The sequence below is a fragment of the Prevotella sp. TCVGH genome (assembly GCF_023522295.1).
Classification (GTDB): Bacteria; Bacteroidota; Bacteroidia; order Bacteroidales; family Bacteroidaceae; genus Prevotella; species Prevotella timonensis.
In genome coordinates this window covers 42,247-64,431 of the sequence record NZ_QFFX01000012.1, presented here as the reverse complement: position 1 = coordinate 64,431, position 22,185 = coordinate 42,247, and the positions used below count along the sequence as shown (strand labels likewise).

Here is a 22,185-nt window from a genome sequence, read left to right as displayed (position 1 = left end):
CTTACGATGACCAACTATTAGGTCAGCAAAACTCGGAGAAGAAGGACATTGTTTCATACTATAAAGGTACAAAAATATGATGAAATGAGCAAATTTTGAACAATGAGTTTTGCAGAGGTCTCATCCCACTTATCAACTTTTGGGGCTTCGGCAACCATGGTCAATACGATGACGATTACATGACCGAGAATTGGTCTTTGCCAAATGGAGAAGCTGCGACATCTCTGGATTTCTTTAATGAGCTGAAGTCTACGAAATTAGAATGGTTTATTGCTTCTAAAAAGTACGATGAGTGGTTTGATAAGCAATTTGTTACCCCAAAGATTAAGAAAATAATATTGATAAGTCCTAGAGAGGAGGGCATTTTCTGGGACACTAATGGGATTTGTCTGAATGATGGAGCTGAGTTGGTAATAGAAGATAAGGCATATAATCTATCTACCATGTACGAATTTGACGATTGGCTTCGCTCGTTGCATCTTGGCAAATTCAATGAACAATCAAATGCTAAAAAACAATTTCTCACTCGGATACGTGAGGTTTTAGAAGACGAAGTCGAGATTTTCTATGGCGAGATAGCAAGTGATGGTTGTATTATTAACTATGAATTAGTGCCGAATGTTCGACTTTGGCAGAATGGGAATCATTCTGGATTAAGATATAGAAGGATTAAGTGAAGAAAATTATGCATTATAAATTCAAAGATTTAACTATTGATCGAGAAAATCCTTTCCAGGCTGACAGATTAGGTAGGAAAAAGTATGCACAAATTTTGACTAATATCATTGCTCATAATCATGATGGGTATGTCGTCAGTCTCAATGGAGCATGGGGAACTGGCAAAACCACATTCGTTAAAATGTGGGAACAAATGCTGAAGAACGATGGGTATAAGACTATTTATTACAATGCATGGGAATCGGATTTTATTGAAGACCCTTTAGTGGCATTGATTGCTGAAGTTGGAGAGTTAAGCAAAGAAGCTAAACTAAAAGATTTGTTTACTTCTGTTATGAACAATGCCGGGAAAATCACTTTGGCGGCAACTCCCCATATGGTGGAACACATTATTAAAAAGTATATTGGAGATGACGCAGTTGATAGCGTTACAGATATGGTTGAAGAAGGTATATCCTCACTTAAAAAACAAATAGATAAATATAATGAAGAACGAAAAAGTCTTACTTCTTTTAAGGCACGATTAAGTGATTTAGTAAGCAAGCTAACCGAAAAGCCATTGATTTTTTTTATAGACGAATTAGACAGGTGCAATCCTTTTTATGCAGTGAAAGTGCTGGAACGGATAAAACACATCTTTTCCATCCCCAATATTATTTTTATACTTTCCGTTGATAAGCAGCAGTTAGGCAATTCTGTCAGAGGATACTTCGGCAGTGACAGGATTAATGCAGAGGAATACTTACGTCGTTTTATAGATATTGAATATTTTTTGCCAGACCCCAATTATAACAATTACATTAAGTATTTGTGTGAGAATCTAAATTTCAAAGGTTTTTTCTTTGGTAATAATAGAAACATGCCTTCTTCTGCCTATTCATTCTTCGATGAGTTTATTAGAATACTTGCAAGTAGCAAGAAACTAACTTTAAGACAGATGCAGAAGCTACTCATATCTGTTCGATTAGTATATTGCTCCCTTTATACAAACAGCGAAGAGTTGCCAGGATTGATATTATTGCTTTTATATATTAGAAGCTATCATTTTGAACTATATGAGTCAATCGTAAATCACCAGTTATCTTGCCAAGAGCTTGTTGATGAACTAGAGTGCATATTGCCGTTTTCTCTCTACGAACGTAAGAAATATTCAGAATATCACGCACCTGTTATTCTTTTTCCTTTTTGCGATTTACTAGTTTATTATATGACTACAGATCGCAATAGTGGAGAGTCCAAATTATGGGAAGTGGATGCAAACGATTTCAACAAAATCAACCTGTTTTTTACCACTAAACACTTGAAGGCTGATGATATAGCAAGATACGCAAAGTTAATAAGAAGAACAAGTCAACTAAAACTATCATATGTTACCCAGTTTATTGACTTGGAAGAGAATTTACATATAGAGGATTAATCTCATTTCATAAAAATCAATAAATGTAAAGGATAGTATGTATAGAATAGATACTTCATATACTGTTCCTTGATAAACCCTCGCTGCCCATTATAGCAAAGGTTAACCGCCAATCCCATGCAAACCCCAATCACATCGTACTGGTACATAAAAAGGGAGGCCAAAAGACATTTCATTACGTTGTGTTTGCGAAACACGAAAAACGTACAAACCAGCAGTATTCCTGAATACTCATAATCGACGTGTAGCCACATAGCGATGCCACAGACTGTAACTATCAAGACGCAACAGGGCAAAAACTTCTTACCAACATTGCTTAACCCCTCTATTGCCACCAGCCCCAATAGCAGGGTGAAGAACACATTATGTGTATTGTCATGATTCAGTAGCCACCACGGAATATCCGACACAAGAGCAAAAATGAAAAGACTCAGCGCATATTTCCTTACGGAACGGGTATGCACATACCCCTCCACCAGCAGAAATGCGAAGATGGGAAAAGCCATCCTCCCCACCGTTCGCATGGCATCGTAGGCAATGCTTTTGTCCATCAGATAATAGGCTATGTGGTCTAATGTCATAGACACCAATGCAATTACCTTCAATGCGCTTCCTGACAACCCTTTACCTTGAACGAGGATCATGTCACTTTGTTTTCTTTTCTTTGCCCAATAACTCTGCGATCATCGCATCCACCTCGTCATTGACACGCTTGAAGTTACGACCCAGCATGATTTCCTTCTCACGGTTGGAGGCAAACTGATAAATCTTTGGCAGGTCGGCATACAGACTTTCCTCCTGTTTGATTTGTTCCATATCAAAGTGGGTCTTACAGAAATACTTCGAGGTCTTGAACTCCTCCGACTTCTCTATGTCAAACCCCTGCATCATGCTGCCTTCCGTCGGAGTAAAGTCACGAGCTGACTGACCAGCGAGCCAACCAGTCGCCATGTCCGCTATCTTGGCAGCAGGGACTAGGAAGTCCAACCGCTCCGAGATAGACGTGGAAACCTTCTGGTCATTGATGGTAATAGACCTGGACGTCTGCTTCGCCTTACCGAATACATCATTCTGCGCCCATTCCAGCGTTTCCTTGTTGCGGGCGGCACCCATAAAAATGTTACCGCAGGTGGTAATAATCTTCTGCATCCCATTCTTGCCATAGTCCGCCTCCAGCTGTGGCAACTCTTGGAAACCAAGCGTCACTGCTACCTTGTTGCTTCGCGCCGTGCCGATCAGTCGGTCAATCTTATGAAAGTACAAGGTTGGCAGCTCATCCACGATGATGGAAACAGGAATATTCCCTCTGCTGTTCACACGGGTCACGAGACGGTTGAGCACCAACGCATTCAGTGCCCCCACAATCTGCTCTTTCTCCGGGTCGTTGGCAATCACGAGATAGGAAGGGCTGGCAGGGTCTGAAATCTTCAGGTCGAAGTCATCCCCCGTAAATATCCAGTAGGCTTCCGGTGAAACCAAGCGAGCTGCATTGACACGGAGCGTACCCACCATACCTTCGAGCTGGTCCATCGCTTTGTTGGTATAAGCCGACTGGAACGGAGCCATGAGCGAGAGTATTTTCTGATCCTGCATCAGGATGTCAAATACGTCACTGTACTGCTTACCTAAGAAGGATAGTACATGTGGCATATCCGAATATTCTCCTGTAATGGTGTCAGGCTCCACTACCTGCCCCTGCTCATCCTCATACCAGGACGAAGTGATATGCACTTTCTGTCCGTTACGGCTGATATAAGTGAAGTCATTAAGATCCACGAACATGCCATCCTCATCCACCGACACATCGTGGCTCAGCTCATCCACAAAGTCAAGAATCATGTTACCGTTCTTGTCGACAGCCCGGTAGTCATGCCAGTTCTTTGTCATCAGCCTTAGTTTCTTCCCTTTGTATTTGATGTAACGAGTGAGTTTCTTGCCGTCCTTGAACCCCGTCGGATGGAAGTTGACGAAGAAATAGATGATAGCCGAAAGGAAGTTGATGGCCGAGTTCTGAAAAAACGCCTCCGATCCGCCTTTCTTGTCGCCTCCCTTGTTAAGCGATTCAAGCAACGTTGCAGCTGTCTCAGCCGCTGCTGCCAAGTCAGGGATATACTTCCGTTGTATAGGGTTGATACGGTTGGAATACTCCACATCGGTAAAGTTCACGATGTGGAAACCACAGTTTTCCGGCAGCCTGTCCAGTTTCTTGTTTTTGCAGTATTGATAGAACAGCGTCTTTCCCAATGTCGGGAACTTATAGTCATACACCATCATGGCAAAGCCCTTAGCCGCATGCTGACGGATAAATGGGTCGATGATGCCAAACGACTTACCAGAACCGGGCGTACCCAGTACAATGGTCCCACGGAACGGATTGATGATGTTAATCCATCCCTTGTGCATGCGTCCCTTGAAATAGTAGATCATCGGGATATTGACAGAATAAGGATTCTCATTCAGTTCCTCCGACTGCTGGAACGACTCATTCTCAAAGTTGAAACGGTCTTCACCCAATTTGTAATTGTAGTAGCGAGAGATACCATCTAATCCCTGATGCAGAAGCATCGTACCGATAATGGAAGTCATGGCGTAGAGCACGCGATTGGTAGGGAAGCCAAATGAAACTCCGCCCCAGATGCCTTTATGAAGCATCATGCAGAGCGCGATGAACGTAATGCCGATGCCGATAGGGTAAAGCACCATTGTCTTGACATTGAACTTCAACGCCTTCTGTGGACGTGTACCGATGCATGTCACACCAATACATATCAGTTCGATGAGCTTACACGATGCTACATTGTTGAAAACCTTGAAGCGTGTGATGAGTTCCAGGATAAATCCCGTCACACGGTTGTCCGCCGTGATGGGGAGATTCATGATTAGCTCTACAATCAAGAAAAGGTAGATGCAACTCCTGAACGTGTTGTACATCTGTTGCTGTTCCCTTGTCTCTTCTACTGCCATGATGCTACTTTTGAGAATTAAGAACCGGGAGGAACGCCATTATCTGTTCACCAATGCCATCGGCATGAAGAATATCCTTATAGTCGATGTTGAGTGTGACGACACGACCAGAAATCTGTTCCTCCGAAATCTCCAGTTTCAGCACCTTCTCTTCAGGAAAGGTCAGCTTGTCGAGTACCAGCACGTTACGATATGCCTTCTTGAAGCTCTTGGCACTGTTTAGGGAAAAGACCGGAGTCAGCTCAATTGTCTGCGAATTGGTAGCCTTCAGTTCCTTCTTGTCCGTGAGTTTGATGCGTACCTCACTGATGTCATACTTGATTTTGGTGGCATTGTAGAGTGAATAATCGATGAAGAAATAATCACCGATGCTGAAAATGTTGTTCACTCTTGCCCTGATGCCATACTCATGGGAACGGATATGCTTTTGCGGTTTACTGGCAAAGATAGCCCAGGCGTAGGCTGCCATTTCTTTACGTGGCATCGTCACGTCGGGATTCTCATATCTGCCCATATCCCTGGTCTTGATGCGGTAGATGGAGTTGGCTTTCGCTGGTCCGGCAGTATAAACCACGTTGAGTTGTACGATATGCCGCTCACCGATAACGGTAACTGTACCTACCAACTCATTGTCGTACATTCTCCTGGAGGGTTTAATACGCACGATATTGTCCGTACACTGGTTACCTACAATCTTGCTCGTCGAAATATCCACGAGCTTGATATTCTCTGGCATCAGTAGATGCGTTGTCACCTCTTCGTTGACAAACACCACATCCTTGCGTCTGTTCTCGTCAAAGATGTAGCTGTCCGAGGGCCTTGCGTTGCGGATATATCTCACCGAAACCGAGTCTGCCTCAATGTTCTTATACATTTTCTGTGCCTGCAGGCTGCCACACAATCCCATGAGGGCAACCAAGATAACTAAAAACTGCTTCATATTTTCTAATGTTTGATGAATTGTTGAATGCTACTCAGCATTGGTATTGACCAGATAGACGATGGTGTTGTACTTGATTCGTGCCTTGTTCTTTCTGATATTGGCAGACACGGCAGAGGTTGCTGATTGGTACATGTTCTGTAGGGCCTGCAGAGCCACTGCCTCAGAACTCAGTCCGCCACCATACCCACCGTCGAAGTTGATATTGCTCTGCAAGGCGTTCGCCTTGGCATCCTTCATCAAGTCACGGAATGCCGATTCCGGCACATAAAAGCCCTCCATGCCATCATTGTCATAGACGGATAGTCCCACCTTGATGAACTTATCTTTAACCAAGATGCTGGTGATGGAAGCCATGACACGCTGCTGACCGAATCCCGTCACCGTACCATAGAGATAGGTACCCTTCTTCAGTTTTGTCCCTTTGAGCGTCACATCATCGAGGAGTTTGAAGCGGAGGCGCGTACCCTCGTGTGCTTTGGTCGTTTTGTCTATCATGGCGCGGATCAACGGAACCTCCGCCGTAGACTCGGCACTGACGGTGTTGAACTTATCCGCATTACCCTCCATTACCTTCTTGACAATAGCTGGTTTCTCTTTGGGCTTACGATTAGGTGCATTGAAGGGTTGTGACACTTTTGATTCTTTGCCACTTTCATCCTCATCGCCGATGCCCATGCTCCTCTCCAAGGATTTTTGCCGGGCAAGGCTTCTCTTCTGAATCGCTTCCACCTCCCTTGCATAGTCATCCATCTCCGTTTGTCGGGAGCTACGGCCATAACTGCTGCCAGAACCGTATCTGGATGCACCACCGTAACTTCCACCCTCATAGGCATTGATGTGCTTCCGAGACTGTTCCAGTCGTTGTTGCAAGGCTTCCATGTCCTTCTGCCGCTGCGCATTGATAGCATTCTGCCGGTCTATTTCATCCAGCTCATGCTCTTGATAACTGTTGCTGAGTGAGTCCTGCTGTGGCTGGTCCTCACCGATGCCGTTCACTGCCGATGCCGCTTCTTCCTCGTTATAGCGTTTGTTCATCTCCGCCATCTTGTCCCCCATTTCATCATTGGCTGCTGTGGGCAGCGAAGCGTTGATACTGTCGGTGGCAACGCCCTTCTTGGCATCGTCCTGACCTCCGAACACACCTATCAGCTCATAGCCTAAGAACAAGATGGGCAGGAGGATGGCCAATGGAAAGATATACTTGGGCTGCTTTAAATCGATGCGCCACCAACTCTTGCCCTGTGACAAGGGCTTCACCACTGGAGGCTCTTTCGGACTTGTCTTTTCCCTTTCGTCGGACTCTTCCTTATTTTCGCCCTGCGCTTCTGCATTAGCCTCCGTCCGTGCAGCGTCCGACGGATCATCCTCCTTTCTCAGTCCAGCTTTAAGCAAGAATTTCTTAATCAGTTCTTTCATATCATTAATGTTTTAAGTTTGTCACTATCATTTCGAGCTGCCTATATTTATAGATGATAAGTGTGGAATCCTGATGCGTCTTGATAGGAATACGCACCAAGGAATCCAGTTCCCATTTCAGCCGCTGTCCTCGCAGAGCCAGTTGTCCGACCTCTCGAACCTGTACGTTCTTGCCGTTCTGTATGCTCTGCAGTCCGGCGAACATAGGCTGCACATTCTCTATCTCCCCCACAATATCCTTGCTGGGTTGCGGAGTATAGAGTGACACGACTATCCCCAGGCAGAGCGAACAGAGCAGTGCACCGATGGTCATGGCCGCCGTATGCTTCGGGTGTTTCACAGCCCATGCGTTGGCAGCATCTATCCGTTCCCGTATCTTCCATTGCAAAGAGAGCTTCCTTACAAAGGACTCCAGCTTCCCCTTGGTTTCCTGTTCCCATCTAGCTTTGGCTTCTTTCGCACGTTTCATTTTCTTCCTCATACCCTTAGTAGTCTAAATCCTTGTTCTCCAATGTTCTCCAGTTGGTAATAAGCAGACCGTGCGGATTGTTCCTTGTACGGGGCACATTCTCAATGCCGCCCACCGTAATAAGAGAGCGTTTCATGTCGCGTGAACGACGTTTAATAATCTGCGTACCGTAGTATTTGAACTTTCGAGTGTGTTCGTCCAGCTTGATGGAGTCACAGATGGTCATGCACACGGCCGAAGAAGAGACGATGTCCGAGTAAAAACCGTTTTCCTCCATCGCCTGTTTCTGTTTGAGAGCCGTACCGTCCGCCATATAAATGGCTTTGGACAGTGTCCATTTGATATAGTCGTCATCGGGCGGCAGATTGAAGAAATACTGATGGAAGAGCTGGATGTGTGCTTTTGCCTCCATGACAAAATTCGCCTCTTGCTTACTCCTTTCAGCGAGGAAAGGAATGTCGCCATCGAGGACATAAATCTGATTACGCTCTTCCGTTACCAACTTGGCACAGTAGAAGATGCAGCAGGCACAGACCACCGTACTGCCGATGATGGTCAGCAGTACAGTTGTCAGCGCGAGCCTTGTTTTCTGTTCCAAACTTTGTATTAACATATCCTGTCGTTTTTAGTTTATTTTCCTCTGTTATAAGAATCTCTCATGGAGTTGCCCATCTTCGATGCCGCCTTGCCAGCAGAGCTTTCTGTGAACATGTGTTTGGCCTCTTTCGCTATACCTGAGGCAGCGCCTCCCATGACTCCAGCCATAGTAGCCATTCCGCCATCGGAATAGCCACTTGCGCCGCTCACAGCTCCTGCCATACCAGCTGCGCCAAGATGCGCCGCACCAGAGACTGCCGCGCCCGCCATTGGTGTAGCCACTGAAGCGATACCCACTCCAGTAGAAGCGGCACTGCCCACAGCTCCGCCCACGGCTCCTGCCACGACACCTCCAGCTGCACTGCCAGCACTTGAACTCACACCCCCTGGAATTAGCCATGATGCCACTTCAGGGACGAAACGGATGATATAGGCACCCACCAGCATACCCATAGCATACATGCAGTTGGAGCCGATGCCCTGAATGCCCAAAGCGCCTATCTGTCCCCAAGAGTTCACCTGCCCCTGCAGAAGCCTGCCATAGGCATTGAGGTCCTCGCCGAGGTTATACATCAGGATGAAGTCGATATAGTACAGGCACATATAGGTGACAAATCCCCATAGCGACAAGGACAGATATTTGCTGATCCATTGCGACCATGCACTGCTCCATGGAGGTACTATCGAGAGGGCGAACATGATGGGGGCAAATGTGGCCAGTATAGCCATGAAAATACGCTGGGCTACCAAGATGCCATAATACGACATCTGGAATATCAGTTCACCGATGAAACGTATCACGTCGTTTATCCATTCCGACACCTTTGTCTCAGCGGCTACGGTGGCTCGCTGCGCATAGTTGTTGATGGTCGTGCCCAGGTTTTCCATGTTGTAGATGAGCTTATCCCACCAATGGGCATCCTCCCCGATGGTCTGTACCTGCTTCGCTGTCTCAATACTGTCCTGCACCTGGCGGAGTCGTTTGAGATAGTCCGACTGCTTCTGCGCGACTTTGAGTTCCAGCGCAGCCACTTCCTTGTTCTTGCTGCTCGCCATCTGTTTGGTGGTCGCCTCCAACGCTTTGCCCGGTCGGGCCAGTTCCTGACAGATCCAAGAACTGTAAGTGATGCAGATGGACAGTCCCACGATGCGGAGAAGTTTCATTACGTCCATCGCCCTACGTCCAAGCATCATCATCCAGCACTCGTAGGAACCCACACAAAGGGCGAGGCACAAGCCTATGACACGGGCGTAGCCCACGGTGTTGCCCAGCACCGCCGACTTCGGAAAAGTCTCCATCGCCACCAGCAACTTCTCAAGGCTTTGGTCAATAGAGGGCAGTCCCATGGTGAGTAGCTGACTTGCAATATTCATCAAAATATCTGTAACCATAATTTTATCGTTTGTAATAGTTTTGCGCCATACCTACAAGATGCGCCACGCGGCTGACAATTTCCTCCATCTGTTTCTTATATTGTTGGTAGGCTTTCTGCCGTTTGGCGTTTTCAAGTTCATATCCCACACCCGTCCGATGGATATAGACTATATCCTGGCAAATCATCTCGTTCTGCCGGGTCAGCTCATCGACCTGAAATTTCAGTTTGCCGCTGCTCCTCTGCATACAGAAGAGCAGTCCGTCGGAAATAGATTTCTGCATGCGTTCGAAGTCGGCTTTGAAGGAGGAATAAACCAGATCGACATTCCTGTCAGCGGCACGCGCCACTTCCTCCTTGTAGAGTTCTTCTATCTTCGCACGTTCCTGCTCGGTTTCCTTCATCTTCTGTCGTTGCGTCTCTTCGGCGGTGATACGAGTGGGCATGATGCGTTTCACGCTGGACTTACTTTCCTTAAACCTAACTCTCCAGCCAGATTTGAGAAATCTCCATTGCCAGTAAGCCTCACCGCCGCTATATTTCTTGTGTAATAAGTAATAATACCATGCAGGAGCAAAGTCCCATGGTCCGTTCTCCATTGACTTCCACTGCTTTTCCTTCTGGTCATCGTAGGTCGGATGCTGTGCAAATGTGGACAGGGAAAGATAAAGTAACCCAGCCGTGATGAATAGAAATTTTCTCAAATACTGTTCCATTTGTTAATTACTCCTTCTGCTATTTTGTCCGTCACCTCACTGTTGAGGATGTCCCAAATATAATCGTATCTGACCCCGCCGACGGTAATGATGCTACACCAGACGTTGGCACCATCGATGATACCTCTCATGTTCTCTATGGAAGTCTTCAACTCCATGATAAGGTGAAGTTTCTCGTCCATCGAGGCCTTCATTACATTGACACCGCTGGCGGCAAGCGATGCATAAAGGGCTTTGATGTTTTTGATTTCTCTTGCACAAGCCATATTTGCTTCTGTATAGTACCATGCCACCATCGGCTTCTTGGAGGTATATTGAAAAGTTGAGCGTGTAAACTGGGAGTACTCCTGTATCAAGCGATACATGCTGTTGACTGTCGAACCCAATGCGCTGGCTAAGATGACGTAGGAATAGCCATTATTCAATTTGCTGTCCAAGGTCGTTCTGACATCATTGAACTTGGTAGCACCCTTTGTGATGATGCTCTGTTCACCAAAACTCGTTGCCACCTTTGCCAAGGCCTTGTCCTCTTCACCCTTGATGAGTTTATGCAGACTGATAAGGGCTTCAATGGTTAGCGGATCCCTCGGCGTCGGTATAACATCGGCAAAGATGGGAGCTGTTACCATGAAGCACCATAACAACAGCCCATATCTTTTTATTTTCCATGCCTTTTTCATAAGCCAAACTTCTTTAGACATCCAAGCCGTTCCAATTATCAATCAATCCGTCAACGGAGTTTTGAGCCGTGATATAGGCAGCCCACGACTCCACGTCAATGGCCATGAGTACATCCCCCCAGGTGTTACCGAACTGGCACATCATCACCATAACCTCCAGCTTATAGTGGATTTCAAGCAGACGACTGTAAATCTTGTTGGCCATCGTCAGCCGTTCATAGCGGTTGAGCAGGTTATATCCGTCGTCCTTGCCGTCATCTTTGGCCGTGTCCAAAGGATTGCGTACCTTGTCGTTGTTTACAATATCCACAAAGTCGTGTACCAGTCCTTGCGTCTCGGACACGAGATTGGTCATCTCATTGAGGCATACCACATAGTTCTTGCCCGGTGACTTGCCGAGCTGTTTCAGCACGATGGGCACATCCTTGAAGATGCTGGCTGTGAGCGAGACGATTTCACCGTAGTATCTACTTTCTTCCCCAAAACCAGTGATGTTCTGCATGGAGAGTTGGTAAAGTTCCTTGATGCTTGCCATCGTAGCGGTATACTTCATCAGCTTCTCTTGCTTGGTATTGATGGAATCCAGACGCCCGTTGTGCCTGTCCTCTATGAGTTTCTGCGACGCAGCATTGGACATAACGGCGGCCGTGGTTTTCTTGTCTATCACCACACGCCAGCCAGCCCGAATGTTCAGCGAGGCAAGGAGCATCGCTAGAACGAAAATTAACCTTAACTTTTCCATAAGCTCATAATGTTTTGATGTTCGTTGACATGCCGCGCGAAATCGAGATATTTGCTTATTCCTGCCTTTCTGCGGTCTTTCTCTATCTCTGTGATGGCACGTTGGATGTTACCACCATAATGCTTCGTGTAAATTTTGAGGGCTTCCTTTTCCGCCCGTTCCGTGGTGTAGGCCCAGTAACATTCAGGCGGTTCTTCCACACCATACACATCCGATACCTGTCCACGGCATATCCATACCTCCTTGAAGTAATTCCGGCCCTCGTGGTTGTTAAGGCTGTTGATGGTGAAGATCTGCTGTCGTTGAACCGCTGTCAGTCCGAGGATAGCCGCAATGTCATCGTACCGATCCTTGAATTTGGCCTGGTCAAGCAGAATTTTCACGTCGCTGTTGTTGATGATAGCCTCCTTGACAATGGGAGAATCAATCACGTCGTTCAGTTCCTGTGTCACTACTCCGGCGATGCCGTGGAACTTACGCACCGTCTTGTAGAGATACTTGATATATTCTGCCATCGTAGGCGAGGCGATAGCTTTCCATGCCTCTTCGATGATGAGCGCCTTTCGGCCTTTCTTGATACGCATCTTCTGGAGAAATACATCCATGATGATGAGCACCACGATAGGGAACAGCACAGGGTCATCTTTGATTTTGTCAATCTCGAAGACGATGAACCGCTCATCAAAGAGCGACTGTTCCAGGTCGTTGTTCAGCGTACACTCCAGCTCGCCACCACGGTAGAACTGTTCGAGAATGGCGGCGAAGTTATCAATGTCGAAGGCTATCTTCTTTTCGGTCATCAGCTGCGGAATACGTTCCAGCGCATATTCATAGAAAGTGTTGAAGGACAGTTTCCTGACGGTCATCTTCCGTCTGCGCTGTTCCATCTTCTCTATCTTCTGTTCGATGCGCATGAGATAGCTGCCCTCGATCACCTCCGCCATGATACGCATGAGCTGACGATTAGCCGCCACTTTCTCACCCTCCGTCGCTGCCTTGTCATTGACCAGGGCGTGCAGCTTTTCCACCTGACGTTTTGCCTTGATTTGATGCTCAACCTCTGCTTCTGAAAAGATGTCGTCTTTTCCCTCAGAATTTACCTTTGTGGGTGCGTTCCCCTGTTGCTCATCAAAATCTTGATAGTAGCTATGCTCCACCTTCTCACCATACTTCTCATACTCACCGTTCTTTTTATCCTCCAGCAAGAGCCGGTGGCGCAACCTATCTTTTTCTTCTGCGGAAAAACCACGGAAGGGGTGGAAGAAAGCATCATAATACTCCACGATAACCTGATTGATGATGGCATCCTCAATCTTTGAAGGCAGCTCGCTGCCCTTGAAGATGAGGAAGATGAGTGATTTCAGGAAGTTCTTCTTCTCCCCGAAGTTCTGTCGGTATTCCGTCTTGGTAATCTTAAACGGATTCATGGAGATGGGATGTTCCTTGGAATAGGTGATATACGTGCCACCGAAGTAGCTGCATATACCCTCATAGCTATCTCCGGTATCTACCATCACCACATCCGTATTCTGCTCCAGAAGCTGGCGTACCACACTGTTCATGTGGAAGCTCTTACCGCTGCCACTGGGTCCGATACAGAAGAAATTAGCATTGTCAGTGTACTTGTGTACTCCCTCCTTGCCGGTAATGTCTATCGCCACAGGAAGTCCCTGCCTGTCTGTATAGTAGGTTTTGAGCGGCGTCTCCTCAGAGTGTTTCAGATGCTCCTTAAAGCATAGGCAGAGCGCTGCGTCCGACAGCGTAAGAAAAAGGTCGTAATCAGGATTGAAGGCATAGCCATTGCCAGGAAAGCTGCACGTGAAGAGCTCCAGCTGGTTATAAGCCGAGCGAGAGGGCATGATGGCACAGTCGTAGAGCTTTGTCTCGATGTACGATGTAACCGGTGTTATCTTGTCATGCGGACAACTGACGAGGATATTGAAATTGGTATAAACCATCAGTTTGCTATCCACAGCCAGCGTGTCCAACAGCCGTTCTATATCTTCTTTGGCGATGCGGTTGGATGGATCGGGCATGGATCCGTGGCGCTTCGCCTTGCTTTGCAGCTTGCGCATAAGTCTGCGCTGGGCAGGTATTTGTATGACCTGATTGTAGATGACGCAGTCAGTATAAGGTATCTCCGTTAGGAATGAAAAGAGGTCAGTGGCAATGTAGGTGCCGTTGATGTTGACCGAAAGGAACGGCCTCACGAAGTTGGGCATATTGATTTCATCTATATCCACCAAGGGAAAAGACTTTACCGTCCGGTCGCCTATCTTCAGGTTCTCGTCAGAACACTTGAAGTTGGTCATGGAGAATGGACCCTGCTTGAACTGGAATGCCATAAAGCGGTGAAGATACTCGTCTATTTCCGACTTGCTCAGCTTGCGGTGGGCGATACCTTTCTCTTGCAGAATGTCAGCTACCTTGGTTACTTTGACGTGGAAGTCCTCCCATCGTTTGGCGTCGTATTTCACAAAGGCATTGTGCGCACACTCCTGCGTAACGATGAGGAAGGTGCGTATGTCGGTATATTCCCGTCCCTCGAAGTAGTTGAAGTAGCTTTCGGTCAGGAACTCCTGTTCTCCCTCCGGCTCATGGTGATACTTCTGCTTGCAGAAGATGTCCTGTTTTTGTAGGGCATACCCCTCACCGAGTGTCTTTATAATGTTGGCCAGTACGTCTTGGAAGAGGCAATATAGGTCAGCATCGGTACAATATTGCTGCACGGGATTCTCAATCTCGAAGAGTACGGACGGATTTCCCTTCTTGGACCAGAGTACCGTATTGAGCACTTTCCCGTCCTTCTCCCTGATGTCCTGCAACTGGGCAAAGAGTTTATTGAATGGTCTTCTTTTCTGTGCCATAACCGTTAGTGTTTGAAAATCCCATGATAGATGTAAATACCCTTATTCCGATGCTTGGCGTGAAGCCCATTTCGCTGCCGTATGTAGATGGTGGCCAGTCCGACAAGGGCAAGGACAATCATGGCAATAAAGCCAGCCAGCTTGCCCAGGATGATGGAAAAAAGGATGAAACCGAGAAAGGATACACCGATGGCAATGGCGGCAAAGGTTAGGAAACGCCCTCTGATGCCCATGAACTCCAACGGTTTCTGTATGCCTTTGTATATAGGAAAGAAATCTTCCATAAAACTTTGAAATTTGGTAGGAGCCAGACGCTTGGTTGCAGGTCCGGCTCCCACCGATTGATTACTTGAAGAAGAGCGGAAGAGCTTCCGACATGGCGATGAAAGCCACACAGCCACCGATGGTGAGCATGATAGTCTTTTTCACGTCCTGGTCGCCGTTCTGCATCTTGAAATACACATTGAACGCTCCTACTAACACGATGACGGCTGCGATGGCCTTCATCAGGTTGGAAACAGGGGTCTGGTACGAAGAGATCTCCGTGGTAGCTTTGGAAAATCCGCCAGCACCCTTGCTGTTGGCCAGCATTGTTCCAGTACTCATGGCGAACATTCCCACGCTTACTGCTAATTTCAAAGACTGACACTTCGCAAAGCTCCAAGCACGTCCCACGCATTTTACTGTTTGTTTTCTCAATTGCGACATAATCGAATGGATTAAATTTGAAATTCAATTCCATGTTAAAGCCGAAAGTCAAACAAGTTAAAGTGCTAGGTCTAAATATTAAAGATAAAAAGTTGGTATGTTTTATGGAGAAAGGTCTCCTCTTTCTGGATCAAACTCCTTCCATTTGGCAAGCAAGCTGCCCAGTTCGCTGTTCTCACCGTCTTTCGACAGGTCTTCCACCTTGACCAGCAGGTTGTTTACTTCAATACCGCCGGTCATCAAGAGTTTTGCTGTTTGCTTTCGTTTCAGGGCAGCTGTCTTCTGTTTATTGATGATGGGGCGAGTGATAAGGATAGGCGTAAATTCCCTTACTTCATCGGAGATGTCAATGGCTTCCTCCTGTACCTTATCGTCTTCGCTGGCAGCAAGCTTTCTGCCTGCCAGCAGGTCGTAGGCCACCGTACCCAAGTAATAGCAGAGGTAGCAAGCCACAATAAAACCGAGGAATATTTGAAAACTCATACGCAATAGGCATTATGTGAACGATGGGCATTGAACCGGCATGGCAAGATAGACACTCATTGGCTGAAACTGCAATCCCAGCTTCAGCCCATTGCTCTCACGGATTGGTCTGCGCTTCAGCTGATCATCATAATATAAGGTGTTATGGCCAGGAATGACTAAATAGCCATACGATTTCAGGATGCTCTTCAAGACTACACGTTTCTTGTTGCCTACCACCTTGATGTTTGTTTTTTGTGGTAGTCCGAACAACACGCGGGCCTTCTCCCGTTTGATGATGCTCTTCCTGCTGCGCGACCGTATCTGTCGGGTTTCGTCTGCCGTTCTTTCAAGGTGGTACTTTTTAACGATTCGTGAAACCGACCTAGTAGATATACCTGTAAGCTTGGCTATCTCACTATAAGAGTGATTGTAATATAACTTCCTGACCGTATTTGCCTCCGCCATCGCCTTGGTGACAGGACGTTTACGCAAGCCCAACTCATGCAACTTCCGCCGTAGGCAGCTCAGAGAAATACCCAAATGTCCAGCTAAAGCGGTATTGTTCATCTCCTTGTGGTGGTCGATAAGGAAATCCACCATAGATGCGGTCCAGATAATATTTTGCCTATACATGATTTTGAAGGTTATTGACAATATAATCGTTACGGCGTAGAAACTCTTTGAGGTAGCCACTGTTGGTGCCGATAAAGGCACGGAGGGCGGCATTGATGATGTCGGTAACCGACATATTGTTGATATTGCAGAGCTTCAACAGCTCCACCACCTCGTTGTCTATCTCGTAGTTCTTGCGATCGTACTTCTTGACACGGTAGCCGTATTGTTTTGCATACTGCTGGAAGAGCTGCCAACTGTCATCAGACTTGTGGATGTTGGGCTGCACTGTCTTGGGCGCAGTTTGCGAAGGTTGTGGAACAGATGGTTCTTTCACCTCATTAAACACCCCGTCTATATCGGGTAGGTTAAGCAGGTCGTTGGTAGGCAGCGTCTGCGAATGGAGAATGTCTACTTTCATTTTGTCTGTTCTTTAGGTTTGAATATCTGTTGATACATAAAGTCGAAGGTAGGTGATACGATGTCCTTTTGTGGTCCCATCAGTTCGATGGTGTTGTATCGTTGCATGTCCGCCTTGACTTCTATGCGTGGCGTAACCAGACCGAAGTGGCGTAGCTTTTCCTCCGTTTTATCCCACAACTCCAGTTCCGCTTTCTTGCCATACCGTTTGTCCCATTTATTAACCACGAAGACGAACTGGCACTTCATGATGGGCAGCATACGTTGGAGCTTGGCGATGAAGCCGATGAAAGTAGCGGTGGAATTGATGGAAGTTGCCTCGAACTGATAGGGGCATACGATGTAATGACTGAGGGCAAAGATAGGCACTAGTCCCTGTTGCGACAGGTTGCCGGGTGTGTCCATCAGTACGATGCCTTTGTAACCCTCGCGCAGACTGGTAAGAAACTCCCTGACGTTATTGGTGTCTTTGATGTCGAAAGGCTGTACGGTATAAGGCAAACGTACCCCTCTATATTTCTCTACATCCTCCTTTCGTTTGGAGTAAATGGTCTGCTGTCGGTCAAAATCCACAACGAGTACGCTCTCTCCCTTTGCCGCCAGGTAATCGGCGAACATGGTGCAGAGCGTAGTCTTACCGACACCGCCCTTCTGATTGGCAAAGGTGATCATGATATTGTCTCTCATTGTCGAATTTGTTATTAGTTGTGTGATAATAACAAACTCCTTTTTGGTAGGCCGGTTATCAAATGGAGTTGGGCCCCAGTAGCATTATTTCGAGAAATAGGTATCTTGCGAATTAAGTAAATGAGGAAGATGCTAAATCGTGAAATCATTGGCAAAGATAAAAAATGGAAATGAAATTTGCAAGAGGTTATTAACTCGTCAGCAAGCACGATAATGCCGATATTCTGGTGATGGTTTCAAGCCATAATAATATTTATAGAAAGGTAGTGATAGTACGCACAACTTATTGGGAATATGGATTATAGGTTGCAATCCTTTTTCTTTAACGTAGTTTAACTACAGGAGATGAAAATATCCGTGAAGCCCTGCTATGATTCTAGTTGTTAACGATATCATGGGATAATACCAAAAACATTCTTCTTGTAGTTTATAAAAAGATGTAGAAAAGTTAAATATGTATATAGTGAACAATAACAGTATTAAAAAATTACCATATTTGGGAATTTTATCTTATCTTTGCAGCATAAAGGCTAAGATACATTTCACCGTATGAATATAATCTTCAAGGAAGAAGCCTTATCTGAGCTGTATGAAACAGGCAAAACCAAAGACAAGAAATACAAGCAGATATGTAAGAATAAACGTTTGGTAGATGGCTACATCCGGGCAGTAGGAATCATTTATGATGTAGAGTGTACAGACGAACTAAAGAATTTCAGCTTCTTACACTATGAGAAATTGAGATATCAGCAGAAAGAGCCTCTAAGTTCTGTTCGACTTGTAAACGGTTTGGTAGAACGCCTGTTGTTCAAGGAGATAAAGGATGGCATCGAAGTAGAACTAATTGAAATTGATAGTACACATTATGGCAACAAGAAGTAACAGATTGGTTCCTGTTAGGGCAATCCACCCAGGAGAAATCTTGCGTGAAGAGTTGCGGGAACGTGGTATCAAGCAAAAGGACTTTGCAAAGCAGATAGGTATGCAAGCTACCCATCTGAGTGAGTTTATTCGTGGCAAACGCAATCTGAACGACGATCTGGCCATGAAGCTGGAAAACCATTTAGGGATTCCCTATAAAACCTGGATGAGCTTGCACAATGGTTATATGTATGACAGCAAAGCTGTCAGTATGAAACAATCGGAAGAACAAAATGCACGTTCGTTTGAGGACGCATGTGCTCGTATGTTCAATCTTAAACTTCTTTATAAGAAATTGAATTTAGCTGTTCTTCCCCTCCTTGAACGGGTGAAAGAAATAAAATCGCTTTTCTCCTTTGACCTGCTGTCATCTGCAGAGATGAGTAAGCAAGTAGCTGGATTATATAAGCACAGCGACAAGGTTCAGATTGACGAAAAGAATATGCAGACTTGGCTTCTGCTGAGCTGGTTGGCAACTTCACGTGAAAAAGTAGAAAGGACTTATGTACATGGCAATGGAATAAAGGCCGCCGATGCAATCGCAAAATTGGCTAATGAGCGGAAACTTACAGCCAAGGCCATCAAGGATAGTCTTTATCAAAACGGTATAGGTTATGTTGTAGTGGAAAAGTTGGATAAAACCCCTGTTGATGCTTTCTCTACTTATGTAAACCAACATCCTATAGTGACGGTTACCTATCGGTATAATGATATTGATAAATTAGCATTTGATGTTCTTCATGAATTGTGTCATATCGAAAAGCATTTCTCAGAAGAGCACACATCGTTTATCTCTATCGAAGGAACTATCTACTCAAAAGATCCAAGGGAAAAAGAGGCTAACAACTTTGCTAAAGAGCATTTAATTCCATGTGAAGTTTGGAATAAAATACTTTCAGGTAAAAGCAGTAGCCTATCGCCGCACATTGTAGTGAAGGCTATTGCAAAAGAAGCTGAAAAGTATGGAATCAGTCCGACTATAGCAGTTTCAAGGTATAAACATGATACCAACTGGTATCAGACCTCGGCTTACAAGTCATCTAAAATTTATTGATAGAACATGAGTTGGACGACTTGACCGGCTCTTCTTGGTCTATGGGCTTACAAGTCTATCGTTTCAGGCTTCGTTCGTCATCAACCTCATAGCTATTTTTACTACCCACTTCCCATTCTGCATTTCTTTCGGAAGCCGATGTCTGGTATGAAAGAATATTTTTCAGGATGCTATTAGAAAGATGAGTGTCGTGGATAGGAATAGGTTGGAGCACTTGCAGAACTGGGAGCAAGGCTTTGAAGTTAATACCTTCTGAAGCCAAGTTAAAAATGCACTTGTGCGAGAAATCGACACAATAGTATTCGTCACCTTGTCTGAAAATGGCAAGATGATTTTCTTTTAATGCTGCCCACAAGTCTTGCTTCTCGGTTGATGCAGCCAGATTGTTCAGCACTTCTACGGCAAAGCCATTGTTGGGTTTGCTGTGAGGATCTATATAAATAAGGTAGGGATTTTCAATCTTCCAGATACGACAGAGTATATCACGCTCCACCTCGTTGGTGGGGCAAAAGGCCTGGACACAGTGCAACATAAAGTTGAATTTTAACACCTTTTGCACACTATCGCTCAGGGCGACCTCCCTGCCATTGAGCAGCCTGAAACGTCCTTTGGAAATGCGAGTACCATACTGTCGCCATAACATTCTGTTGAGTTCATAAGCAATCATCCGGGGATTATCCTCCAGCATGGCATCCACGTAGAGCTCTACCTTATTGATTCGTTCCTTTTCGCTCATGAAGTGTTGCAGTTGTTTGATAGAGAGCACGCTGCCTCCTTTATACACCGCTTGTTTGTAGTGATCCACAATCATGTAACCGTATGGTTTGTCCTTTGAACCAAAGAAGACGAGCGATACACCAAACTTCTTTTGCAAGATGTCTGACAGTTCACTGCGGCTGGCAACCATGTTGCGATACTTTTTCATAACAGCCCCCAGTTGCCTACGACGTTTGTAGGTTTTCTTTTCATCAATAACAGAGAATTTTGAGGTCAAATCTTCCATTTCGATTTTTGTTCGTACCCGTCCGCCACGTGCAATTTCGAGGTTGCCGTCACGCTCGAAACATTCATAGCCAGATGCTTCCATGATGGCTTTGAATTGTGTAAGCGAATTGAACTTGTAACTAAGGGCCTCCTTCAAAAACAAATCAGCACGCAATTCCTCATCTTCGCCAACAATTTTGTTGATGGCCTCCTGCGAGCGGATGTGCTCGTGGTTGTGGTCTATTTTCTGGCCATTGGGATTCACCCGGCTGGTGATGATGTGCAGGTGATTGTTGTCGGTGTCATTGTGCGCATAGATAAGAAGCGGCTGCCCCTCATCATCATAGTCCATTTCGTGAAGATACTGGTGAGCAATATCCAAAAGTTGCTCTTGAGAATATTCATGTCCCCGGCAGGAGATAGCCACATGGAACTGCGCCTTGCGGATATGCTCGTTTCTTGCCGAGTAGTCCATCAGGTACTGTTGCAGCTGTTCGGGCGTGTAGCCATTGACGACTCCCATATAACCGAAGTTCTGCATTTCAAGGAGCACGGCCTGACCTTTGGCCACTTTTCGCTCGTTGTACTCGACGGCATGGAATGTTGTGCTGGAGGGTAGTATGGTTGCTATCATATTGCTTTCTTGTGATTTTACGTTATCGTGAGACGATGGAAACGGTAAATCGGTATTTACCGATGACGGTTTTTCACTTTATCGTGTTAATCGTTTGACTATTTGATGCTGTTCCTGTTTTACCGCTGTTAAGAGCTTTTGCAGCTCCATGATTTGAGGGTAAAGCACTTTCTCAAAATAGGGTAGTGCCAGCTCATTGGCTATCGCCAGTTCGTTGGCACGCTTGACCACCTGATTGAAGTTGCCGCCCATCCATGCCAAGTCCTGCTGATACTTCTTGTAAAGGGCTGTCATCTCGTTGAGCGCAGCTATCTTCCGCTTTGTTCCCGTGTCGTCAAATTGTTTGATGGCATCCCATATCATACTGCTTACCGTCTTGTAGTTGGCCGCTTTCTGCTTAATCAGTTCGGCATCCTGTGCTGAAATCCTTATCCAGAGTCTTTTCGTTTTCCGTTCCATATTCTTCTGATTATATTCTGAGTTGCGAAGAATAATCCCCAACTTGACAGAGTTGGCAAGTCACTTTTGTCCGCACAAAAGTACAACTTGCTACCCAAACTCCGTAAGGGAAATGTAGTCCCGCCACTTGCTTGTCTGTAATAAAGTTAGCAAGAAATGATGAGTTGCAATGTCCCTCGCCCTTTTTTCAATAAAAGAGTTTTCGTGAAATTGGAATATCGAAATCCCGATTTGTTGATATTGGGATAAAACGAAGTCACGAGTCCGTTGCTTCGAGAAAAACCGAAGCCGTGAAATAGTGACATTACGAGAATAAATAACTATAAAAAAACTACTGATTATCAATGTTTTAGATGTCGTTTTTCTTGCTTTTCTCAGT

At 45.7% G+C, this 22,185-nt stretch carries 23 protein-coding genes; 4 read left to right on the top strand and 19 right to left on the bottom strand.

Annotated features, from left to right (window positions below):
* Positions 1 to 95 precede the first annotated feature (95 nt).
* Positions 96 to 677: a hypothetical protein gene (locus DEM91_RS03820; RefSeq protein WP_249858056.1), complete on the top strand. Its 582-nt coding sequence runs from the start codon at positions 96 to 98 to the stop codon at positions 675 to 677.
* A complete protein-coding gene (locus tag DEM91_RS03815; RefSeq protein ID WP_249858055.1) occupies positions 674 to 2,095 on the top strand; it encodes a P-loop NTPase fold protein in 1,422 nt (473 codons plus the stop codon). The genes DEM91_RS03820 and DEM91_RS03815 overlap by 4 nt, the downstream gene beginning before the upstream one ends.
* Before the next feature lie 2 nt (positions 2,096 to 2,097).
* On the opposite strand, the gene DEM91_RS03810 is transcribed toward DEM91_RS03815, so the two are convergent.
* The 17 genes from DEM91_RS03810 to DEM91_RS03730 all read right to left on the bottom strand — a co-directional run bounded on the left by DEM91_RS03810 (position 2,098) and on the right by DEM91_RS03730 (position 17,754).
* Positions 2,098 to 2,739 (bottom strand): TraX family protein, encoded by a 642-nt coding sequence (locus DEM91_RS03810; protein ID WP_249858054.1) that lies wholly within the window; start codon positions 2,737 to 2,739, stop codon positions 2,098 to 2,100.
* 1 nt (position 2,740) lies between these two features.
* A complete protein-coding gene (locus DEM91_RS03805) occupies positions 2,741 to 5,059 on the bottom strand; it encodes a type IV secretory system conjugative DNA transfer family protein (protein ID WP_249858053.1) in 2,319 nt (772 codons plus the stop codon).
* A 4-nt stretch (positions 5,060 to 5,063) separates the two neighbouring features.
* A complete protein-coding gene (gene traN / locus DEM91_RS03800; protein ID WP_249858052.1) occupies positions 5,064 to 5,999 on the bottom strand; it encodes a conjugative transposon protein TraN in 936 nt (311 codons plus the stop codon).
* 30 nt (positions 6,000 to 6,029) lie between these two features.
* A complete protein-coding gene (locus DEM91_RS03795) occupies positions 6,030 to 7,418 on the bottom strand; it encodes a conjugative transposon protein TraM (RefSeq protein ID WP_249858051.1) in 1,389 nt (462 codons plus the stop codon).
* 4 nt (positions 7,419 to 7,422) lie between these two features.
* On the bottom strand, positions 7,423 to 7,899 hold the full coding sequence (locus DEM91_RS03790) for a hypothetical protein (protein ID WP_249858050.1): 477 nt from the start codon (positions 7,897 to 7,899) through the stop codon (positions 7,423 to 7,425).
* A 4-nt stretch (positions 7,900 to 7,903) separates the two neighbouring features.
* On the bottom strand, positions 7,904 to 8,500 hold the full coding sequence (gene traK, locus DEM91_RS03785) for a conjugative transposon protein TraK (protein WP_249858049.1): 597 nt from the start codon (positions 8,498 to 8,500) through the stop codon (positions 7,904 to 7,906).
* Positions 8,501 to 8,517: 17 nt separating this feature from the next.
* Positions 8,518 to 9,876: a hypothetical protein gene (locus DEM91_RS03780; RefSeq protein WP_249858048.1), complete on the bottom strand. Its 1,359-nt coding sequence runs from the start codon at positions 9,874 to 9,876 to the stop codon at positions 8,518 to 8,520.
* Between the two features lie 4 nt (positions 9,877 to 9,880).
* Positions 9,881 to 10,561, bottom strand: coding sequence for a DUF5045 domain-containing protein (locus DEM91_RS03775; protein ID WP_249858047.1), 681 nt, complete (start codon positions 10,559 to 10,561; stop codon positions 9,881 to 9,883).
* Positions 10,558 to 11,253: a hypothetical protein gene (locus DEM91_RS03770; protein WP_249858046.1), complete on the bottom strand. Its 696-nt coding sequence runs from the start codon at positions 11,251 to 11,253 to the stop codon at positions 10,558 to 10,560. Before DEM91_RS03770 ends, DEM91_RS03775 begins: the two co-directional genes overlap by 4 nt.
* A gap of 13 nt (positions 11,254 to 11,266) precedes the next feature.
* Positions 11,267 to 11,995, bottom strand: a complete 729-nt coding sequence (locus tag DEM91_RS03765; protein WP_249858045.1) for a hypothetical protein — start codon at positions 11,993 to 11,995, stop codon at positions 11,267 to 11,269.
* Positions 11,983 to 14,862 (bottom strand): TraG family conjugative transposon ATPase, encoded by a 2,880-nt coding sequence (locus DEM91_RS03760; RefSeq protein ID WP_249858044.1) that lies wholly within the window; start codon positions 14,860 to 14,862, stop codon positions 11,983 to 11,985. The genes DEM91_RS03765 and DEM91_RS03760 overlap by 13 nt, the downstream gene beginning before the upstream one ends.
* A 5-nt stretch (positions 14,863 to 14,867) precedes the next feature.
* Entirely contained in the window at positions 14,868 to 15,146 is a 279-nt protein-coding gene (locus DEM91_RS03755; protein ID WP_004342148.1) for a DUF4133 domain-containing protein, read from the bottom strand.
* Positions 15,147 to 15,207: 61 nt separating this feature from the next.
* On the bottom strand, positions 15,208 to 15,570 hold the full coding sequence (locus DEM91_RS03750; protein ID WP_036896711.1) for a DUF4134 domain-containing protein: 363 nt from the start codon (positions 15,568 to 15,570) through the stop codon (positions 15,208 to 15,210).
* Positions 15,571 to 15,672: 102 nt separating this feature from the next.
* Positions 15,673 to 16,053 carry a hypothetical protein gene (locus DEM91_RS03745; protein ID WP_036896710.1) on the bottom strand — a complete coding sequence of 127 codons (381 nt, stop codon included), beginning with the start codon at positions 16,051 to 16,053 and terminating at the stop codon, positions 15,673 to 15,675.
* 12 nt (positions 16,054 to 16,065) lie between these two features.
* Positions 16,066 to 16,668, bottom strand: coding sequence for a DNA-binding protein (locus tag DEM91_RS03740; protein WP_249858043.1), 603 nt, complete (start codon positions 16,666 to 16,668; stop codon positions 16,066 to 16,068).
* Positions 16,661 to 17,068 (bottom strand): hypothetical protein, encoded by a 408-nt coding sequence (locus DEM91_RS03735; RefSeq protein ID WP_036896708.1) that lies wholly within the window; start codon positions 17,066 to 17,068, stop codon positions 16,661 to 16,663. Before DEM91_RS03735 ends, DEM91_RS03740 begins: the two co-directional genes overlap by 8 nt.
* Complete coding sequence (locus tag DEM91_RS03730; protein ID WP_036896707.1) at positions 17,065 to 17,754, bottom strand: ParA family protein; 690 nt, start codon at positions 17,752 to 17,754, stop codon at positions 17,065 to 17,067. The genes DEM91_RS03735 and DEM91_RS03730 overlap by 4 nt, the downstream gene beginning before the upstream one ends.
* A 549-nt stretch (positions 17,755 to 18,303) precedes the next feature.
* Between DEM91_RS03730 and DEM91_RS03725 the strand changes: the two genes are divergently transcribed.
* Together DEM91_RS03725 and DEM91_RS03720 are read left to right on the top strand one after the other, a co-directional pair.
* Positions 18,304 to 18,636, top strand: a complete 333-nt coding sequence (locus DEM91_RS03725; RefSeq protein WP_036896706.1) for a hypothetical protein — start codon at positions 18,304 to 18,306, stop codon at positions 18,634 to 18,636.
* Positions 18,620 to 19,729, top strand: a complete 1,110-nt coding sequence (locus tag DEM91_RS03720; protein WP_036896705.1) for a HigA family addiction module antitoxin — start codon at positions 18,620 to 18,622, stop codon at positions 19,727 to 19,729. Before DEM91_RS03725 ends, DEM91_RS03720 begins: the two co-directional genes overlap by 17 nt.
* A gap of 55 nt (positions 19,730 to 19,784) precedes the next feature.
* Here the strand turns inward: DEM91_RS03720 and DEM91_RS03715 are convergent, their stop codons facing one another.
* Positions 19,785 to 21,347 (bottom strand): relaxase/mobilization nuclease domain-containing protein, encoded by a 1,563-nt coding sequence (locus DEM91_RS03715; protein ID WP_249858042.1) that lies wholly within the window; start codon positions 21,345 to 21,347, stop codon positions 19,785 to 19,787.
* Positions 21,348 to 21,425: 78 nt separating this feature from the next.
* A complete protein-coding gene (locus DEM91_RS03710; protein WP_249858041.1) occupies positions 21,426 to 21,806 on the bottom strand; it encodes a hypothetical protein in 381 nt (126 codons plus the stop codon).
* Positions 21,807 to 22,185: the final 379 nt, after the last annotated feature.

Excerpts from the sequence above, each read along its gene's own strand:
- DEM91_RS03765 (WP_249858045.1), bottom strand. The coding sequence starts at position 11,995 with ATGGAAAAGTTAAGGTTAATTTTCGTTCTAGCGATGCTCCTTGCCTCG.
- DEM91_RS03780 (WP_249858048.1), bottom strand. The coding sequence starts at position 9,876 with ATGGTTACAGATATTTTGATGAATATTGCAAGTCAGCTACTCACCATG.
- DEM91_RS03720 (WP_036896705.1), top strand. The coding sequence starts at position 18,620 with ATGGCAACAAGAAGTAACAGATTGGTTCCTGTTAGGGCAATCCACCCA.
- DEM91_RS03770 (WP_249858046.1), bottom strand. The coding sequence starts at position 11,253 with ATGAAAAAGGCATGGAAAATAAAAAGATATGGGCTGTTGTTATGGTGC.
- DEM91_RS03805 (WP_249858053.1), bottom strand. The coding sequence starts at position 5,059 with ATGGCAGTAGAAGAGACAAGGGAACAGCAACAGATGTACAACACGTTC.
- DEM91_RS03760 (WP_249858044.1), bottom strand. The coding sequence starts at position 14,862 with ATGGCACAGAAAAGAAGACCATTCAATAAACTCTTTGCCCAGTTGCAG.
- DEM91_RS03795 (WP_249858051.1), bottom strand. The coding sequence starts at position 7,418 with ATGAAAGAACTGATTAAGAAATTCTTGCTTAAAGCTGGACTGAGAAAG.
- DEM91_RS03745 (WP_036896710.1), bottom strand. The coding sequence starts at position 16,053 with ATGAGTTTTCAAATATTCCTCGGTTTTATTGTGGCTTGCTACCTCTGC.
- DEM91_RS03790 (WP_249858050.1), bottom strand. The coding sequence starts at position 7,899 with ATGAGGAAGAAAATGAAACGTGCGAAAGAAGCCAAAGCTAGATGGGAA.
- DEM91_RS03715 (WP_249858042.1), bottom strand. The coding sequence starts at position 21,347 with ATGATAGCAACCATACTACCCTCCAGCACAACATTCCATGCCGTCGAG.
- traN (WP_249858052.1), bottom strand. The coding sequence starts at position 5,999 with ATGAAGCAGTTTTTAGTTATCTTGGTTGCCCTCATGGGATTGTGTGGC.
- DEM91_RS03740 (WP_249858043.1), bottom strand. The coding sequence starts at position 16,668 with ATGTATAGGCAAAATATTATCTGGACCGCATCTATGGTGGATTTCCTT.
- DEM91_RS03725 (WP_036896706.1), top strand. The coding sequence starts at position 18,304 with ATGAATATAATCTTCAAGGAAGAAGCCTTATCTGAGCTGTATGAAACA.
- DEM91_RS03735 (WP_036896708.1), bottom strand. The coding sequence starts at position 17,068 with ATGAAAGTAGACATTCTCCATTCGCAGACGCTGCCTACCAACGACCTG.
- DEM91_RS03730 (WP_036896707.1), bottom strand. The coding sequence starts at position 17,754 with ATGAGAGACAATATCATGATCACCTTTGCCAATCAGAAGGGCGGTGTC.
- DEM91_RS03755 (WP_004342148.1), bottom strand. The coding sequence starts at position 15,146 with ATGGAAGATTTCTTTCCTATATACAAAGGCATACAGAAACCGTTGGAG.
- DEM91_RS03710 (WP_249858041.1), bottom strand. The coding sequence starts at position 21,806 with ATGGAACGGAAAACGAAAAGACTCTGGATAAGGATTTCAGCACAGGAT.
- DEM91_RS03810 (WP_249858054.1), bottom strand. The coding sequence starts at position 2,739 with ATGATCCTCGTTCAAGGTAAAGGGTTGTCAGGAAGCGCATTGAAGGTA.
- traK (WP_249858049.1), bottom strand. The coding sequence starts at position 8,500 with ATGTTAATACAAAGTTTGGAACAGAAAACAAGGCTCGCGCTGACAACT.
- DEM91_RS03750 (WP_036896711.1), bottom strand. The coding sequence starts at position 15,570 with ATGTCGCAATTGAGAAAACAAACAGTAAAATGCGTGGGACGTGCTTGG.